The 18,146-nt window shown below is 62.7% G+C and carries 17 protein-coding genes; 11 read left to right on the top strand and 6 right to left on the bottom strand.

Annotation, left to right across the window (positions count from 1 at the left end):
- The first annotated feature begins 34 nt into the window (after nt 1-34).
- The 6 genes from P0D73_RS07615 (at nt 35) to P0D73_RS07590 (ending at nt 5,712) form a co-directional block, all read left to right on the top strand.
- Nucleotides 35-1,516, top strand: coding sequence for an NCS1 family nucleobase:cation symporter-1 (locus P0D73_RS07615; protein ID WP_408250989.1), 1,482 nt, complete (start codon nt 35-37; stop codon nt 1,514-1,516).
- A 26-nt stretch (nt 1,517-1,542) separates the two neighbouring features.
- Nucleotides 1,543-2,409 (top strand): aspartate/glutamate racemase family protein, encoded by an 867-nt coding sequence (locus P0D73_RS07610; RefSeq protein ID WP_132374172.1) that lies wholly within the window; start codon nt 1,543-1,545, stop codon nt 2,407-2,409.
- Between the two features lie 238 nt (nt 2,410-2,647).
- The gene (gene puuE / locus P0D73_RS07605; protein ID WP_408310801.1) at nt 2,648-3,598 is read left to right on the top strand and encodes an allantoinase PuuE; all 951 of its coding nucleotides are present in this window, start codon (nt 2,648-2,650) and stop codon (nt 3,596-3,598) included.
- Complete coding sequence (gene uraD, locus P0D73_RS07600) at nt 3,595-4,116, top strand: 2-oxo-4-hydroxy-4-carboxy-5-ureidoimidazoline decarboxylase (protein WP_408430653.1); 522 nt, start codon at nt 3,595-3,597, stop codon at nt 4,114-4,116. Before puuE ends, uraD begins: the two co-directional genes overlap by 4 nt.
- Nucleotides 4,117-4,189: 73 nt before the next feature.
- Entirely contained in the window at nt 4,190-5,203 is a 1,014-nt protein-coding gene (alc, locus tag P0D73_RS07595) for an allantoicase (RefSeq protein WP_408430650.1), read from the top strand.
- A complete protein-coding gene (locus P0D73_RS07590; protein ID WP_408176132.1) occupies nt 5,200-5,712 on the top strand; it encodes an ureidoglycolate lyase in 513 nt (170 codons plus the stop codon). Before alc ends, P0D73_RS07590 begins: the two co-directional genes overlap by 4 nt.
- A gap of 128 nt (nt 5,713-5,840) precedes the next feature.
- On the opposite strand, the gene P0D73_RS07585 is transcribed toward P0D73_RS07590, so the two are convergent.
- The 4 genes from P0D73_RS07585 to uraH form a co-directional block, all read right to left on the bottom strand.
- On the bottom strand, nt 5,841-7,190 hold the full coding sequence (locus P0D73_RS07585) for a type II toxin-antitoxin system HipA family toxin (RefSeq protein WP_408430647.1): 1,350 nt from the start codon (nt 7,188-7,190) through the stop codon (nt 5,841-5,843).
- A complete protein-coding gene (locus P0D73_RS07580) occupies nt 7,187-7,453 on the bottom strand; it encodes a helix-turn-helix domain-containing protein (RefSeq protein WP_011488637.1) in 267 nt (88 codons plus the stop codon). The genes P0D73_RS07585 and P0D73_RS07580 overlap by 4 nt, the downstream gene beginning before the upstream one ends.
- 267 nt (nt 7,454-7,720) lie before the next feature.
- Nucleotides 7,721-8,914, bottom strand: a complete 1,194-nt coding sequence (locus P0D73_RS07575; RefSeq protein ID WP_408176135.1) for a urate hydroxylase PuuD — start codon at nt 8,912-8,914, stop codon at nt 7,721-7,723.
- Between the two features lie 346 nt (nt 8,915-9,260).
- Nucleotides 9,261-9,614, bottom strand: a complete 354-nt coding sequence (uraH, locus tag P0D73_RS07570; protein WP_132374179.1) for a hydroxyisourate hydrolase — start codon at nt 9,612-9,614, stop codon at nt 9,261-9,263.
- 537 nt (nt 9,615-10,151) lie between these two features.
- Here uraH and P0D73_RS07565 point away from each other — a divergent pair.
- The gene (locus P0D73_RS07565; RefSeq protein WP_408310811.1) at nt 10,152-11,549 is read left to right on the top strand and encodes an 8-oxoguanine deaminase; all 1,398 of its coding nucleotides are present in this window, start codon (nt 10,152-10,154) and stop codon (nt 11,547-11,549) included.
- Between the two features lie 63 nt (nt 11,550-11,612).
- On the opposite strand, the gene P0D73_RS07560 is transcribed toward P0D73_RS07565, so the two are convergent.
- Nucleotides 11,613-12,545 (bottom strand): LysR substrate-binding domain-containing protein, encoded by a 933-nt coding sequence (locus P0D73_RS07560; protein ID WP_074764203.1) that lies wholly within the window; start codon nt 12,543-12,545, stop codon nt 11,613-11,615.
- A gap of 251 nt (nt 12,546-12,796) precedes the next feature.
- Between P0D73_RS07560 and P0D73_RS07555 the strand changes: the two genes are divergently transcribed.
- The 4 genes from P0D73_RS07555 to P0D73_RS07540 all read left to right on the top strand — a co-directional run bounded on the left by P0D73_RS07555 (nt 12,797) and on the right by P0D73_RS07540 (nt 17,701).
- On the top strand, nt 12,797-14,398 hold the full coding sequence (locus P0D73_RS07555) for an ABC transporter ATP-binding protein (RefSeq protein ID WP_408176137.1): 1,602 nt from the start codon (nt 12,797-12,799) through the stop codon (nt 14,396-14,398).
- A gap of 75 nt (nt 14,399-14,473) precedes the next feature.
- Complete coding sequence (locus P0D73_RS07550; protein ID WP_132374181.1) at nt 14,474-15,580, top strand: ABC transporter permease; 1,107 nt, start codon at nt 14,474-14,476, stop codon at nt 15,578-15,580.
- A gap of 43 nt (nt 15,581-15,623) precedes the next feature.
- Nucleotides 15,624-16,553: an ABC transporter permease gene (locus tag P0D73_RS07545; RefSeq protein ID WP_012433315.1), complete on the top strand. Its 930-nt coding sequence runs from the start codon at nt 15,624-15,626 to the stop codon at nt 16,551-16,553.
- Between the two features lie 53 nt (nt 16,554-16,606).
- Nucleotides 16,607-17,701, top strand: a complete 1,095-nt coding sequence (locus P0D73_RS07540) for a BMP family ABC transporter substrate-binding protein (protein WP_408287450.1) — start codon at nt 16,607-16,609, stop codon at nt 17,699-17,701.
- A 123-nt stretch (nt 17,702-17,824) separates the two neighbouring features.
- On the opposite strand, the gene P0D73_RS07535 is transcribed toward P0D73_RS07540, so the two are convergent.
- Nucleotides 17,825-18,031 carry a dodecin gene (locus P0D73_RS07535; RefSeq protein ID WP_091793652.1) on the bottom strand — a complete coding sequence of 69 codons (207 nt, stop codon included), beginning with the start codon at nt 18,029-18,031 and terminating at the stop codon, nt 17,825-17,827.
- Nucleotides 18,032-18,146 lie beyond the last annotated feature (115 nt).

Raw genomic sequence — 18,146 nt, 5'->3', positions numbered from 1 at the left:
TCGCTATCGACGGTCCCTATTCCAAGGAGGAATCATGGCTCAGTTCAGTGCAGCGCCCGGCAATCCCGCAATTCCCACTTATGCAGATGACGGCGCGCCCAGCGAACCGTCGATGCCCGCAGGCTACAGCGACCGCCTCTATAACGAGGATCTCGCGCCGTTGCGTCATCAAACCTGGGGCGCTTACAACATCTTTGCGTTCTGGATGTCGGACGTGCACAGCGTCGGCGGCTACGTGTTCGCGGGCAGTCTGTTCGCGCTCGGCCTGACGAGCTGGCAAGTGCTGATCGCGCTGCTGGTCGGCATCACCATCGTCAACATGCTGTGCAACCTGATCGCGAAGCCGAGCCAGGCGAACGGCGTGCCGTATCCGGTGGCGTGCCGCGCGACCTTCGGCGTGCTCGGCGCGAATATTCCCGCGGTGATTCGCGGCCTGATCGCGGTCGCGTGGTACGGCATTCAGACCTATCTGGCCTCGAGCGCGCTGGTGATCGTCGTGTTGAAGTTCGTTCCGCAGTTGCTGCCTTACGCCGATGTTCATCATCATGGCTTCATGGGACTCTCGACGCTCGGCTGGACCGGATTCATGCTGCTGTGGGTGTTGCAGGCACTGGTGTTCTGGCACGGCATGGAGACCATCAAGAAGTTCATCGACTTCGCCGGTCCCGCGGTCTACGTGGTGATGTTCATTCTCGCGGGCTACATGGTGTATCGCGCGGGATGGCGCAACATCGGCATCAACCTGGGCGGCGTCAAATATCACGGCATGCAGGTCGTGCCGGTGATGATCACGGCGATCTCGCTGGTGGTGTCGTATTTCTCCGGACCGATGCTGAATTTTGGTGACTTCTCGCGCTACGGCAAGAGCTTTCGCAGCGTGCAGCGCGGCAACTTCTGGGGGCTGCCGGTCAACTTCCTGGCCTTCTCGCTGGTGACGGTGATCACGACCGCGGCCACGCTGCCGGTGTTCGGCGAACTGATCACGGACCCGGTCGAAACCGTGGGCCGTATCGACTATCCGACCGCGGTGATTCTCGGCGCGCTGACCTTCACGATCGCGACTATCGGCATCAACATCGTCGCCAACTTCGTCTCGCCGGCTTTCGACTTTTCCAACGTGGCGCCGCGCCTGATTAGCTGGCGCATGGGCGGTATGCTCGCAGCGGTCGCGTCGATCTTCATCACGCCGTGGAATCTGTTCAACAACCCGGCCGTGATCCACTACACGCTCGACGTCCTCGGCAGTTTCATCGGACCTTTGTATGGCGTACTGATCGTTGACTACTATCTGGTGAAGCGTCAGAAGATCGTCCTCGACGATCTGTACACGGTCGCGCCCACCGGTTCGTATTGGTATCGCAACGGCGTCAACTACCGGGCTGTTGCCGCGCTGCTGCCGGCTGCCGTGATCGCGGTAATCTGCGTGATGGTGCCCGCGCTCGACGGCATGGCGAATTTCTCGTGGTTCATTGGCGCAGGCCTCGCCGCGGTGTTCTATCGCGTTCTCGCACGCTGAAGCTTGCAGACGCAACAGGAGTCGATATGCGCATCAAACTGATCAACCCGAATACGACCCAACGCATGACGGAAGCGATGGGCCGCTGCGCGCGCGAAGTCGCCGCGCCGGGCACTGAAATCATCGCGGTGAATCCGACTATGGGGCCGCCGTCGATTGAAGGCTATTACGACGAAGCGCTTGCGACGCCGGGCCTGCTCGCCGAAGTCGCCGCCGGCGAGCGCGAAGGTTGCGACGGCTACGTGATCGCCTGCTTCGGCGATCCCGGTCTATACGCCGCGCGTGAGCTGGCGCGCGGCCCGGTGATCGGCATTGCCGAAGCAGCGATGCACGCGGCCAGCGTGCTGGCGCCGGGCTTCTCGGTGGTGACCACGCTGGCGCGCACGTGCGGCATGGCGTGGCACCTCGCCGAGCGGTACGGCATGAAACGGTTTTGCCGCAACGTGCGCGCCACCGACGTCGCCGTGCTCGACCTCGACAAGCCAGGCTCGGCGGCGCGTCGCATCATCCTCGACGAATGCCGGCGCGCGCTCGCGGAAGACGGTTCGGACGCGATCGTGCTCGGCTGCGCGGGCATGGCCGAGTTGTGCGCGGAGATCGAAGACGCGCTCGGCGCACCGGTGATCGAAGGCGTGACAGCCGCTGTGAAGTGGACCGAGGCGCTGGTCGCGCTGCGTCTTTCAACGGCCAAACGCGGCGACTATGCGCGGCCGCTGGCCAAGCGCTACGACGGCGCGCTGGCATCCTTCAGCCCGACCGACACCGATCCGAATCCGCTCACGCCGCGAAGTTCTGCTGTCATTTCAGCCGCAAATGCGCCGCAAACCGCAGGAACGGCCGATTTATTGCGGGTAAACACTACAGAATCGGGGCCGCACATACATTCAGTCTGACACGCACTATCTGCCCGGGTGTATGGGCGCACCCGGGTGTTTTCGCTACACTGGTCCAACTCGGCGCGGGCTGCCTGAAAGGTTTTTTTCTGCTGCTTTCGGTACGGCTTCTGGTGTTTTTCCACCCACGCCCGCGTGAGCCATTTGCACTCAGCACGCAAACTCACGCCAACCTCACGTGCATGCCACGTGAGTTCCACGCGAATTTTACGTACCGTCACCACGCATTCGTCAAACCATGTCACTCGACCCGAACTACCCACGCGATCTGATCGGCTACGGCCGCCACCCGGTGCAGGCAAACTGGCCGGGTCGAGCGCGTGTCGCGGTGCAATTCGTCCTGAATTACGAAGAGGGCGGTGAAAACTGCGTGTTGCACGGCGATCCCGGCTCGGAGCAATTTCTGTCGGAAATCGTCGGCGCCGCGTCTTTTCCGGCGCGCCACATGAGCATGGAGTCGATCTACGAGTACGGCTCGCGCGCGGGCGTCTGGCGTATCCTGCGCGAATTCGAAAAGCGCAAGCTGCCGCTCACGGTGTTCGGCGTCGGCATGGCGGTCGAACGGCATCCGGAACTGGCGCGTGCCTTCGTCGAACTCGGTCATGAGATTGCGTGCCACGGCTATCGCTGGATTCACTATCAGGACATGGCGCCGGAGAAAGAAGCGGAACACATGCGCCTCGGCATGGAAGCGATCGAGCGCGTGACGGGCGAGCGTCCGCTCGGCTGGTACACCGGCCGCGACAGTCCCAACACGCGGCGCCTCGTCGCTGAATACGGCGGTTTTCTGTACGACTCGGATTACTACGGCGACGATCTGCCGTTCTGGATGGACGTTGACGTCACCGGCGGCGCGAAAGTGCCGCAACTGATCGTACCGTACACGCTCGATACCAACGACATGCGCTTTGCGAGCCCGCAAGGCTTCAACACGGCGGACCACTTCTTCACGTACCTGCGCGACGCATTCGACGTGCTCTACGAAGAAGGCGATGAAGCGCCGAAGATGCTGTCCATCGGCATGCACTGCCGCCTGCTCGGGCGCCCTGGGCGCTTCCGCGCGCTGCAACGTTTTCTCGACCATATCGAACAGCACGATCGCGTGTGGGTGACGCGACGCGTCGATATTGCGCGCCACTGGCGCGAACATCATCCTTACCAACAAAACAACCGCGGGGCTGCGGCATGAAGGCGATGCAATACACTCTGGACCAACTCAACAGCACCTCGACCGACGCGTTCGTGGCAGCGCTGTCGGGCATTTTCGAGCACTCGCCGTGGGTCGCGGAAATTGCCGCGCAGCAACGGCCTTTCGCCAGCATTGACGAGTTGCATCGCAAGATGTCGAACATCGTCGAAACGGCCGGTGAAGAGAAGCAACTGGCGTTGATCAATGCCCACCCGGAACTCGCCGGCAAGGCTGCCGTGCGCGGCGAACTGACGGCCGAATCCACGCGCGAGCAGAGCGGCGCCGGCCTCGCGCAGTGTACGCAGGCAGAATTCGACAAGCTGCTCGCGCTGAACGCCGCGTATCGCGAGAAGTTCGGCTTTCCGTTCATTCTGGCCGTGCGCGGGTATGACCGCCACGGCATCATCGCGAACTTCGAGGCGCGCGTGAGCAATAGCCGCGCCGACGAACTGCGCGCGAGCCTCGATCAGATCTACCGCATCGCACGTTTCCGGCTCGACGACCTGATCGACGCGTAAGGTCTTATCACGGGTCGCTGGACTCGAGCCGAAACGTTTTTTTCAGCACTGACAAACACTAAGGAAGACAAAGATGGCACTCCCGATTCTCGACCCCAACGCACCGGAATTCACGCGCCGCTATGTGAATCTGGCGGACCCGCGCCTGGGCGCGCAGGCGCTCGAGGCCAGCGACGATTTCTTCGCACCGAAGGAACGCATGCTGAATCCGGAGCCGGCCGTCTTCATTCCAGGCAAGTACGACGACAACGGCAAGTGGATGGACGGCTGGGAAACGCGCCGCAAGCGCGCCAACGGCTATGACTGGTGCGTCGTGAAGCTGGCGCGTCCGGGCGTGATCAAGGGTCTCGATCTCGACACCAGCCACTTCACGGGCAACTTCCCGCCGGCGGCGTCGGTAGAAGCCGCGCGCGTGGTGGATGGCGCGCCGACCCAGTCCACGCAATGGACCGAAATCGTGCCGTCGACCACGTTGCAAGGCAATAGCCACCACTATCACGAAGTCAGCGACGCGAATGCGTACACGCACCTGCGCGTGAACATCTATCCGGACGGCGGTATCGCGCGACTGCGTGTGTATGGTCAACCGCAAGTCGACTGGGCCGGCGCGAGCCGCACCGAGCAGTTCGATCTGGCCGCGATGGAAAACGGCGCGTATCTGGTCGCGGCGAACAACCAGCATTTCGGCGCTGCGTCGACGATCCTGATGCCGGGCCGCGGCGTGAACATGGGCGACGGCTGGGAAACGCGCCGCCGTCGCGAGCCGGGCAACGACTGGGCGATCATCGCGCTGGCGCAACCGGGCGTGATCAGGAAGATCGAAGTCGATACCGCGCACTTCAAGGGCAATTATCCGGACCGCTGCTCGATTCAGGCCGCGTACGTGACGGGCGGCACGGACAGTTCGCTGATCACGCAAGCCATGTTCTGGCCGGTGCTGCTCGGCGAACAGAAGCTGAAGATGGACAACCAGCACTATTTCGAAAGCGAAATCGCAGCGCTGGGTCCGGTGACGCACGTGGGCTTTAACATCATTCCGGACGGCGGCGTGTCGCGTCTGCGTCTGTGGGGTACGCTCGCATCATGAAAACGCTCGCGATCGAACCGTTGACGAAGGAAGCGTTCGCCGCATTCGGCGACGTGATCGAACTCGAAGGCGCGAAGCAGATTCCGATCAATCTCGGCACGACGATCCGCTATCACGATCTCGCGAAAGTGGACGTCGACGACGAGAATGGCCGCACGCTCGTGAACCTGTTTCGCGGGCAGCCGCGCACGCTGCCGTTCGAACTGAAGATGCTCGAACGTCATCCGCTCGGCAGTCAGGCGTTCGTGCCACTGAACGACAAGCCGTATCTGGTGGTCGTGGCGCCGGCGGGCGAACTGGATGCGTCGAAGATTCGCGCGTTCGTGACGAGCGGCTGGCAGGGCGTGAACTATGCGAAGGGCGTATGGCACCATCCGCTGATCGCGTTGGGCGACGTGAGCGACTTTATCGTCGTCGATCGTGGCGGAGATGGCCTCAACCTCAATGAGCAGGATCTCGCGGAGTCGTTGTGGCTCACGGAAGATGCGTTGAGCGCGGTGGCTGTTTGAGTTTTATCGCTTTGACGTAGCGAGCCGGTTGACTTAAAAAGAACCCACAGCATCAGTGCTGTGGGTTTTTTGTTTTGGCGGCGAACCGCGAAGTTAGCGCGACGCTGTCGTTCCGCGTTTAGCTGCGTTTAGCTGCGTTTGGCAAGAAGTGGCGAATGCCCGATCACCTCGCGCGCGCGTTCCGCTGGTTCAGGCGCGGAAAAACCCGCGGCTTCGATAGCCGGTTTGAGCCCTTTGAATTGCAGGCTCTTCTTCGGCGAACGCAAGGACGCCATGCCGTCGTCCCACGCGTGAAGCATGTGCTTCGCGACGGTGTGCCATTGCGTCTCGTTGCGCGCCGCTTCGATCAACTCATGGCCGACGGCGACGGCCGAATCGCACAGCGCCTCGACCATCTGCGCGTATTGTCGTGGCGCGATGCCCATGCGCGTGTTGAAAAAACGCTCCAGCGTTTTGCCGGCCGCCCAGGTTTTGCGGCCGTCGATCGGCAAGCCTGGCGGATTGGCCGCGTAGCGTGGGTACGCCTGCGTCGTGACGATGTCGTAGACGGGCGTGAACGCGACATCGTCGACCGACGTATAGAACAACGCCACATTCTTCGTATGGCAGTCCGCGTTGCGTACGACGTAGTTCGTCAGCAAATGCCAGCCGAGATATTCCAGTTGCTGTCGCATGGTGTTGCGATCGAGCAGATACGCTCGCGCGGCATTGAGCATTTTCTCGCTGGTCGAGTTGTATTTTTCATGTGGCGGCAAACCCAATAGACCGCACATGTCTTCGACGCCGTAGGCCGGTAATCCTTGTGCGTCGACGTCGAAGCGCTCGACGATCAGCGCCCGGCCATCGTCCGACATCTGCGTGCGCGCGACCGGCGCGACGCCGAGCCGTTCCAGCACGCGCATGGAATAGAACTCGTTGAAGCCGAGAAACGGCGTGTTGTCGTCCGAGCCTTTGACGATGTGGCGGCTCGTCCGGATGGTCGGTTTGCCGAGCGGCATCGGCGTAGACGTGCCGGACGTCGCGTCTTGAGGCGCGATGAACTTCGGCACGGCGCCCGAGATGGCCGCGCGCGCATATTCGCGCACGAGTTGCGCGAAATGTTCGGCCGTGTTGTCGCCGTGCAGAATGTCCTGCACGTCGAGCGCTCGCAGTTCCGTGCCCGGCGCGACGCCTTCGGGTGTCACGGTGACGCGGCCGATCCCCATGGCGCCGACTACGGCGAGCAGCGACAGGTCGGTGCCGTCGAGCAACGGCCCGAATTGCTCGCGGATCAGATTCAGCAGATAGCCCTCCGGCAGGTTTTGCCGGAAAAACGGATGCAGGTCGCGCGGCCAGCGCCAGGCCTCTTCACGCACCGGCATGGCCAGACTGACGAAGTCCGCCGCGCTCGCGTCGCGGTTGTATTTGAGGACGTAGTCGTCGCGCTCGCGAAATAGCGTGGCGACGTTCTTGCCCAGTACCTGAACGTCGAGCCTCATGAGTTCGCGTCCGGATTGCGTTGTTCAGCGAGGATGTCTTCGAGCGTGCGCCCGTGTCCATGCGCGACGAACTTGAGGTCGTAACCTGCCGCTTCGAGGAGGCGCACGAGCACGGACACGCTCATGTCGTTTTTGGCGAGCGTTTCCATACGCGCGACGGTGGTGCGCGCGACGCCCGCCCGGTGCGCCAGTTCCTCTTGCGACAGATTGCTTTCGCGGCGCACGGCCTTCAGCATGTCCGATACATCGGCGAGATTGGTCATTTGTAGTCCCACGGCAGCAATTTTGACTAATTAGTTCGTTATTGTAGCCCATGAGGTACAAAACAGCCGATAAGATTTGTGTCTCAAGGGCTACATTCTGACCAGTTTTTGGTATCCTGTAGCCCGCAGGCTACAAGATACCAAAACGCGCCTTTGAGGAGCCGACACCGACGCGGCCAAAGAAAAGCGGGCTTCCCGCTCGCGCGAAAAGCCCGCCGTTTGTAGCTTCATCCATCGCCACGCCGGGCAACGCGCCCGGCCCGGTCACTACTTCACCGCTCCACCTTCGAACCACGCGGCGATCTTCATCCGCTCCTCGTCGGTCATGTGCGTCACGTTGCCGAGCGGCATGGCCTTCAGCGTCACCGCTTGCTGATAGATCCGCTGCGCGTTCTGCGAGATTTCATCCGGCGTATCCAGCAGCACGCCGGCCGGGGCGCTGCCCATCATCGTCGGATGCGCGGAGTGGCAAGCCACGCAGCGCTGCTGCAGCACCGGTGCGATGTCGGCTACCTTGACCGTCGGCGCATTCGCCGCTTGCGCTTGCGGCACGATCGGCTTCGGCATGGTCCAGAAGAGGGCGACGAACATCAGCGCGATGCCAACCAGCGGCAGATACCACAGCACCTGGCCACGGTGACGCATCACGAAGAACTGACGGATCAGCGCGCCGGCCAGCATGATGACCAGCAGCACGGCCCAATTGTACGGATGCGTGTAGGTCATCGCGTAGTGGTTCGACAGCATCGCGAACACCACCGGCAGCGTGAAATACGTGTTGTGCACCGAGCGTTGCTTGCCGCGCTTGCCGTAGATCGGGTTCGGCGTTTCACCCTTGAGCATCGCGTCGACCATCTTGCGCTGGCCCGGAATGATCACGAAGAACACGTTGGCCGACATGATCGTCGCCAGCATCGCGCCCATGATCAGGTAAGCCGCGCGGCCCGCGAAGATATGGCACGCGAGCCACGCCGCGATCAGCACGTACACGCCGACACAGATACCGAGCACCTTGTCCTTGTTGCCGAGAATGCGGCACAGCGAGTCGTACACGATCCAGCCGGCGGCGAGGAAGCCGAGCGCCGACGCGACCGCGACCACCGGGCCCATATCCAGCACGTTCTTGTCGATCAGGTAAGTGCTCGGCGAGAACAGATACAGCACGGTGAAGAGACCGAAGCCCGACAGCCACGTGGTGTACGACGGCCACTTCGACCAGTGCAGATCGTCCGGCATTTCCGGCGGCGCGACGGTGTACTTCTGCATGTTGTAGAAGCCGCCGCCGTGCACGTGCCACAGTTCGCCGAACACGCCGCGCTTGCGCTGGTTCGGGTCGATCGGCGGTTTCAGGCTGTTGTCGAGCGCGACGAAATAAAACGATTCGCCGATCCATGCAATCGCGGCGATGACGTGGAACCAGCGAATCGCCAGATTCAACCAGTCTGTGATAAAGCCTTCCATGAAACTCCTCCACTTCTGATTCGTTGTACACGCAATGACGTTGTGTGCCTTCTAAAACCCGGCTGAGGGGTCGCTGGCAGGGCAGCACGAGCGGCACGTCACTGCGCAGACTGCGGGGTGAAGACGCGATGCGCTCAGTTCGCACAGCGCCATTTTTTATTGGCTCGTCGGTTGGGTCGCGTATGGGGCGAAGCGGGTCGAGCCGCATGCGTTCGATTGCGTTTCGCGGGTGCTCGCATGTGTCTCCATGAGCATCTGCGCAATGCAATCGAGCGCGACCGGTATGCTGCGCGAACTCGACCTCGCTTTGTCTAACACCTTTCCCGCACCTCGTGGCAGATGTCTCCTAGCTGCCGCGATACGTGCTGTACGACCACGGTGACACGAGCAGCGGCACGTGATAGTGCGCGCTGGCATCGGCCACGCCGAAGCGCAACACGACGCGATCGACGAAGCGCGGCTCCGGCACCTTCGTGCCGATCGACGCGAAGTAGTCGCCGGCGCCGAACACGAGTTCGTATTCGCCCGCAACTAGCGCCTCGCCTTCGAGCAGCGGCTGGTCGCAACGACCGTCGTCATTGGTGGTAGTGGTTTTGAGCGCGCGGCGCGTATCGCCTGAGAGCGCGAAGAGTTCGACCTTGATGCCCGCGCCGGGACGGCCGTTCGCGGTGTCGAGCACATGGGTAGTGAGCTTTCCCATTCGCAATTTTCCTTATGTGAATGCGAGGTTTCGGCGGCAGCCCGATCCAGATACGTTTGCGGCGGATCGAGGCTCCACGTCAGTGGCTACATACCCGTCGGCGAATTGAAGCGAGCGCCGTGACAGCCATTGTAAAAAGGTTGTTCCGTCCAGCGCGCGCGAGATAGGAAAGATAATAGCTGGCGCATGACGGACAGCCTGCTGAACGCCGCAACGACTCGATTCCTTCGACTATTACAGCGCATTTGCCTTACCGGCGGATCGTACCGGCGCCAAAAAAGGCCCACTATATCGACGGCGTGAAGTTGGGTATCGCATTGGCGTGAGTTGTCAGCATTATTTTGGCCGTCGAAGGTTACGTCTGTGCGTTGCAGCAAACGCGAATCGACGACGATTCAGCCGCGACGCACCCCGAAGACGGCGGAAACACGCTGGGTAACCGGGCCAACGGCGTTCGACGGGACGCGGCGGCACGGTGGCGTGCCGTCACATCGCGTTCGAACGGCTTTGCACGGAAGCAATGAAGCGGAGAAACGAATGACGATGGAACAAGCGGCTAATCAAACGAATAAGCCCAAAAAAACGATGCTGGTGAAGCACGCGGACGTGCTGGTTACGATGGACGGCGCCCGGCGCGAACTGCGCGACGGCGGCCTGTATATCGAGGACAACCGCATCGTCGCGGTCGGACCGACGGCGGAACTGCCGCAAACCGCCGACGAAGTGCTGGACATGCGTGGACATCTGGTGATTCCGGGTCTCGTGAACACGCACCACCACATGTATCAGAGCCTGACGCGCGCGATTCCCGCCGCGCAGAACGCCGAATTGTTCGGCTGGCTGACCAACCTCTACAAGGTGTGGGCGAACCTCACACCGGAGATGATCGAAGTCTCGACGCTGACAGCAATGGCCGAGCTGTTGCTGTCCGGTTGCACGACTTCGAGCGATCACTTGTATATCTATCCGAACGGCAGCCGGCTCGACGACAGCATTGCGGCGGCGCGCCGGATCGGCATGCGTTTTCACGCGGCGCGCGGCAGCATGAGCGTGGGGCAGAAAGACGGCGGCCTGCCGCCGGATTCGGTGGTCGAACGTGAAACGGACATTCTGAAGGACACGCAGCGCCTGATCGAGACATACCACGACGAAGGCCGTTACGCGATGCTGCGCGTGGTGGTCGCGCCATGCTCGCCATTCTCGGTGAGCCGCGATCTGATGCGTGAATCGGCGGTCATGGCGCGGCGGTATGGCGTGTCGATGCATACGCACCTGGCGGAGAACGTCAACGACATCGCGTATAGCCGGGAGAAGTTCGGCATGACGCCGGCGGAGTATGCGGAAGACCTCGGCTGGGTCGGTCATGACGTGTGGCATGCGCACTGTGTGCAACTCGACGACGCGGGCATCGAGCTGTTCGCGCGCACCGGCACCGGCGTTGCGCATTGTCCGTGTTCGAACATGCGGCTTGCGTCGGGCATCGCGCCGGTCAAGCGCATGCGTCTGGCGGGCGTGCCGGTGGGTTTGGGCGTCGACGGATCGGCGTCGAACGACGGCGCGCAGATGATCGCCGAAGTGCGTCAGGCGTTGCTGTTGCAGCGAGTCGGCTTCGGGCCGGATGCGATGACCGCGCGCGAGGCATTGGAAATCGCGACGCTCGGTGGCGCGAAAGTGCTCAATCGCGACGACATCGGCGCATTGGCACCCGGCATGGCGGCGGATTTCGTGTCGTTCGATTTGCGTCAGCCGCTCTTCGCGGGCGCGTTGCATGACCCGGTCGCGGCGCTCGTGTTCTGCGCGCCGTCACAAGTGAGCTACAGCGTGATCGGCGGCAAGGTGGTCGTGAAGGAAGGGCAGTTGACGACGCTGGAACTCGGACCGGTCATCGAGCAGCACAACCGGTTGGCGAAGACGCTTTACGAAGCGGCGGCGTAACGGGGAGGGTGAGGTTATCGGCGACGAGACACGTAACCGCCGATAACCCACAAACGCAAAGACTCAAGGCTTGTCGATCAACGTCTTGGTCGCTTCAGCAACCAGGCTGCGTAACCAGCGCACTTCATCGGAGTAATGCACGCGCTCGTGCCACAACTGGTAGTACTGCATCGGCGGAAAATCGAGCGGTGCGGGCACGACCGTGAGCGGCAGGAACTTGGCGTAGTAATCGGCAAAGAGACGCGTCGTCGTGAAGATCAGATCGGACTTGATCAGTACGTACGGCGCCAGATTGAAGTACGGCAAGGTCACGACCACATGACGCTTTAAGCGCTCGCGCGCGAGGTGCACGTCGATCGCGCCGCGCTGGCCCACCGAATAAGGAGTAGGCGCGAGATGCGGCGCATTCAGGTACTGGTCGAGCGTGAGGCCGCCGCGTTTGGCGAACGGATGCGTGTTGCTCATCAGGCAGACGATCTGATCGACGAACAGGTTCGACAGGTGCAACTGCTCCGGCGGCTCTGGCCAGTTGCCGACCACGATGTCGAGCTTGCCGTCCTCGAGCGCGAGTTCGTAGTCGAAGGCCGGTCCCAGCGAGTGAAACTCGAGCGTCGCGTTCGGCGCGGCCTGGCGAAAGCGTTCGACCACCGTCGGCACGAACAGCACGTTCAGGTAGTCCGGGCAGCCGATCCGGTAGCAACGGATGGACGTGGCCGGATCGAAGTTGTGCTGCTGAAACTTGATGCGTTCGATCTCGCGCAGCGCGTTCTGCACCGGTTCGAGCAGGCGCAGGCCGTATTCCGTCGGCACCATGCCGGATTTGCCGCGCACCAGCAGCGGGTCGCCGGTGATGTCGCGCAAACGGCGCAGCGCCGCGCTGATGGCGGGTTGCGATTGATTCAGTTTGACGGCCGCGCGCGTGACGCTGCGTTCCATCAAGAGGGTGTGCAAGACGCGTAATAGATACGTATCGATCGCCTCGCGTTGCTGACTCATGACTTCTCCGAAATATATGTGCTGGCTGATCGAACGGGCGTGGGGGTATATGACTTTTAATATGAACGAGACGCCGCGTCAAGAGTGGGATACCCGCAGAGCGCGCTGCGGCGCGGGTTTGCGGGGAATTTTGGCGGCTCGACTGACTGGGTCGAATTAGGTATTGTCATCCGGTTGTGGTGACGGATCGGCCGCCGGCAAGGTGGACGGACGCGCTGTAACCGGCAGTCACTGACGTACTACGGAATCACATGAGCGACTCTTCTTATAGCGACGGCGCCGCCGCGCAGCCGGCAGACAGGCCGGAACAGGCGGCGCCCCGGTTGGTGCTTCAAGGCATCACCAAACAATACCCGGCCGTGCGAGCCAACGACGACGTCACGTTGATCGTCGCGCCGGGCGAGATCCATGCCGTGCTCGGCGAAAATGGCGCCGGCAAAAGCACGCTGATGAAAATCATCTACGGCGCGGTGCGGCCCGACGCCGGCGAGATTCGCTGGGGAGGCCAGACGGTCGAGATCGCCAATCCGGCGGCGGCGCGCAAGCTCGGCATCGGCATGGTGTTCCAGCATTTTTCGCTGTTCGAGACGCTCACGGTCGGCGAAAACATCGCGCTCGCACTCGACGAACCGTTCGATCTGAAGACGCTGTCCAAGCGCATCCGCGAAGTCTCGGCCGACTACGGGCTCGACATCGACCCGCAGCGTCACGTGCATAGTCTGACAGTGGGCGAGCGGCAACGCGTCGAGATCGTGCGCTGTCTGCTGCAGAACCCGCGTCTGCTGATCATGGACGAGCCGACTTCGGTGCTGACGCCGCAAGCGGTCCGCAAACTGTTCGAGACGCTGCGGCGGCTCGCCGCCGAAGGCTGCAGCATTCTCTACATCAGCCACAAGCTCGACGAAATCCAGGAACTGTGCGACACCGCAACGGTGATGCGCGGCGGCCGCGTGACCGGTCACGTGAAGCCGAAGGGCGAAACCCACGCGTCGCTCGCTCAATTGATGGTCGGCCATTCGCTGCCGGATTACACGCGGCGCGAACACAACCCGGGCGCGGTGCTGCTCGACGTGAAGCAACTCTCGGTGGAAAGCGACGACCCGTTCGGCACCTCGCTGCGTGACGTGTCGTTCGGCGTGCATGCGGGCGAGATCTTCGGCATCGCGGGCGTCTCGGGCAATGGACAGGCGGAACTGCTGTCGGCGCTGTCGGGCGAAAAGCGCGGCGTGCGTGCCGACGCGGTCACGATTTGCGGCAAGGCGGCGGGACGCCTCGGCGCAGGCGGCCGACGCGCGCTCGGCTTCGGCTTCGTGCCGGAAGAGCGTCTTGGCCGCGGCGCGGTGCCGGCCATGACGCTGTCGGAAAACGCGCTGCTCACCGCGCATCGTCAACAGATGGTGAGTTCGGGCTGGATCAAGGCCGGCGCGATGCGCGCGTTTGCGAAGCGCTGCATCGACGCTTTCGACGTGCGCTGCGGCGGCTCGGAAGCGCTCGCGCAAAGTCTGTCGGGCGGCAATCTGCAGAAATACATCATGGGCCGCGAGATTCTGCAGGCGCCCAAGGTGCTGGTGGTCGCGCAGCCTACGTGGGGCGTCGACGTCGGCGCGGCGGCGTTCATTCGCCAGCAGTTGCTCGATCTGTCGGCGCGCGGTGTGGCGATTCTGGTGATCTCGGAGGAGTTAGAAGAGTTGTTCGACATCTGCGATCGCATCGCGGTGCTGGCAGGCGGCAGACTCTCGCCGGTACGCGCCACGGGAGCGACCAACGCCGAGGAAATCGGCCGCTGGATGGCGGGGCTGTTCGGCGATCGCGAGGGCGCAGCGCCTTCGGCGGAACAACCGGCGCATGCCTGAGCGGGCGTCTGTCGCGCGAATACGCGTGACGTCGCCCGGCATCAGAACGAGAACCATATCAATCACACGCTACCCATGATTCTTCCGTATCGACTCGAAGCACGCACGACGCCTTCGCGCACCATGCAGCTCGCCGTGCCGCTGATCGCCGCGTTGCTCACGCTCGCGATCGGCTTTCTGATCTTCAGCCTCGTCGGCCGCGATCCGCTGCAGGCCATGCACGCGTTTTTCATCGAACCGCTGTCCAGCGTGAACGGCTGGTCCGAGCTGCTGCTGAAGGCATCGCCGTTGTGCCTGATCGGCTTGGGTCTCGCCATCGGCTATCGCGCCAACGTCTGGAACATCGGCGCCGAAGGGCAAATGCTGCTCGGCGGCATCGCCGCGAGCGGCGTCGCGATCTATTTCGATCAGGCCACCGGCTGGTGGATTTTGCCGACCATGATGATTGCCGGCGTGCTCGGCGGCATGGCGTGGGCGGCGATTCCGGCGCTGCTCAAAAGCCGCTTCAACACCAACGAGATTCTCGTCAGCCTGATGCTCACGTATGTGGCCACGCAACTGCTGATCTACCTGGTGAGCGGCCCGTGGCGCGATCCGCAGGGCATGAACTTCCCACTCTCGGAGATGTTCAGCGGCGACGCGCTCTATCCGACCTTCTCCGGCGACTGGCACTGGAAATGGCTGCGCGGCACGCGTCTGAACGCATCGGTGTTCGTCACGCTGATCGCGATTCCGCTCGTGTGGGTTTTCATGCGCAAGAGCTTCGCGGGCTACCGCATGAACGTCGGCGGTCTCGCGCCGCTCGCCGCACGCTACGCCGGCTTCTCCGACAAGAAGACCATCTGGACGTCGCTGCTGATCAGCGGCGGTCTCGCCGGCCTCGCCGGCATGGGCGAGATCTCCGGTCCGATCGGGCAGTTGCAGGCCACGTGGTCGCCGGGTTACGGCTTCACCGCGATCATCGTCGTGTTCGTGGGGCGGCTGCATCCGCTCGGCATCGTGCTCGCGAGCCTGCTGATGGCGTTGCTGTACCTCGGCGGCGAAGCCGTGCAAACCTCGATGCAACTGCCGCAGGCGCTTTCCGGCGTGTTCCAGGGGCTGTTGCTGTTCTGCCTGCTGGGTGCCGACCTGTTCGTGAACTACCGCGTGCGCCGCCGAACGCTGGCCGCCCAGGTTCACTGATCAGCTCTCTGACATTCGCTCACTGATTTATCGCCGGATCCACATGGACATTCAACAAGCCAGCTCGCTCACATCGAGCGCCGTCACCGCCGCGATTCCGCTGATGTTCGCGGGCGCGGGCGAACTCGTCACCGAAAAATCGGGCGTCCTCAACCTCGGCGTCGAAGGCATGATGCTGATGGGCGCTGTGACCGGCTACGCGGTCACCGCGATCACCGGCAGCCCGTGGCTCGGCGTGCTTGCCGCGATCGGCGCCGGTCTCGCGATGTCGCTGCTGTTTGCGTTTCTCACGCTCACCATGCTCGCCAATCAGGTCGCCACGGGTCTCTCGCTGACGATCTTCGGCATCGGCCTCTCGGCGTACGTCGGCAAGCCGTACACGTCGGCTGCGGTGCGCGCGACCATCGACACGTGGACGATTCCCGGCCTCTCGAAGATCCCGGTGCTCGGTCCAGCGTTCTTCAGCCTCACGCCGCTCGATTACCTCGCGTTCCTGATGTTCGCGGTAATCGGCTGGTTCCTGTACCGCACGCGCGCGGGCCTCGTGCTGCGCTCGGTCGGCGAATCGCCGCAGGTCGCGCACTCGGTCGGCTTTCCGGTGATCGGTGTGCGTTACGGCGCGGTGGCGTTCGGCGGCGGCATGGCCGGACTCGCGGGCGGGTACTACTCGATCGTCAATCTGCACCTGTGGCAGGAACAGCTCACCTCGGGCCGCGGCTGGATCGCGCTCGCGCTGGTCGTGTTCGCGACGTGGCGCCCGGGGCGCCTGCTGATCGGCGCGCTGCTGTTCGGCGCCGTGACGGGCCTGCAGTTTTACGCCCAGGCGATCGGCGTGCCGGTGCCGACGCAATTTCTCGCGATGCTGCCGTACGTCGCGACGGTCGTCGTGCTGGTGCTGATTTCGCGCAATCCGAACACGATCCGTCTGAATGCGCCGGCCTCGCTGGGCAAACCGTTTTTCTCGGCGGGCTGACCGACCATCGACTCCGCTTTTCACATCATTCGATAAACACGACAGGAGAAAACATGAAGAGAAGAAATCTGCTGACCGCTTTCGCTTGGGGCGCGGCCTCGCTGGCGCTCGCCGCGCCGCTCGCGCAAAGCGCGCAGGCCGCCGATGCGCCGGGCGTCGCGTTCGTCTACCTGGGCAATCCGGGCGATGCGGGCTGGACCTTCGCGCACGATCAGGGCTCGAAGGAAGCAGAAGCGAAGTTCGGCAACAAGATCAAGATCACGCGCATCGAAAACGTGCCGGAATCGGCCGACTCCGAGCGCGTGTTCCGCGATCTGGCGAACAAGGGCAACAAGATCATCATCGGTTCGAGCTTCGGCTATCAGGACTTCGAACTGAAGGTCGCGAAGGATTTCCCGGATACCGTTTTCCTGCACGCAACCGGCTACAAGAAAGCGCCGAACTTCGGCACCTATGACGTGCGCATGTACCAGGGCGCGTACCTGGCCGGCGTCGCCGCGGGCTACGTGACGAAGACCAACACGCTCGGCTTCGTGGCGTCGGTGCCGATTCCCGAAGTGATCCGCAACATCAACGCGTACACGCTCGGCGCGCGCTCGGTGAATCCGAAGGTGCACACCAAGGTCATCTGGATCAATAGCTGGTTCGATCCGGGCAAGGAAAAGCAGGCGGCTGAAACGCTGATCGGCCAGGGCGCCGACGTGCTGCTGCAAAACACCGATTCGAGCGCCACGCTCGCCACGGCGTCGGCCAAGCACGTGCACGCGTTCGGCTGGGATTCGGATATGAAGAAGTTCGGTCCTGACGCGCACCTCGGTTCGGTGGTCGCGCACTGGGGTGTCTATTACAACGCGGCGATCCAGCAGGTGCTGGATGGCAAGTGGAAGAACGATCCGGTGTGGTGGGGCATTCCGCAGAAAGCCGTCAACCTGGAAGATCTGAACACGTCCGCGATTCCGGCTGACGCGCAGAAGCAGGTCGCGGCCAAGCGCGACGAACTGGCGGGCGGCAAGTGGGACGTGTTCACGGGTCCGCTCAAGGATCAATCCGGCGCGGTGAAGGTGCCGGCCGGCAAGACGCTGACCGATCCGGAACTGCAACGCCTGAACTGGTATGTGGAAGGCGTGGACGGCACTCTGCCGAAGTAACGCCGCCAAAGGTCGACCAGGCGGCGGTCTCAGCAACCGCTGCTTTGAGGAGCTGCGTCCTGTACGGACGCAGCTTTTTTTGCCTTGGGTTTTTAACGCGCCGATGGCCAGGCGGCCGGCACATCAGTCGATGCGCAAACCAACCTTGATGGTCACCTGCCAATACGCCACCTTGTCGTTTTCGATCTGGCCCCGCGTTTCCGTCACTTCGAACCAGTGCAGATTGCGCAGCGTCTTCGACGCTTTCGCGATTGCCGTGCTGATGGCGTCGTCGATCGATTTGGTCGACGAGCCGGTCAGTTCGATCTGTTTATAGACGTGTTCGGACATGGACTTCCTCCTTTGATCTTCGTTGGTGTTCAAAAAGTATAGGCAACGGAAGCGCCGCGAACGGCCCCCGCGTGAGCAAGTCATGCCGCACATGCCGTGCCCGGTATGCGGTGGC

This window comes from Paraburkholderia sp. RL18-101-BIB-B (assembly GCF_046026985.1).
Classification (GTDB): Bacteria; Pseudomonadota; Gammaproteobacteria; order Burkholderiales; family Burkholderiaceae; genus Paraburkholderia.
The sequence above is the reverse complement of the archived record's forward strand: the minus strand, read 5'-3'. Positions and strand labels throughout refer to the sequence as shown.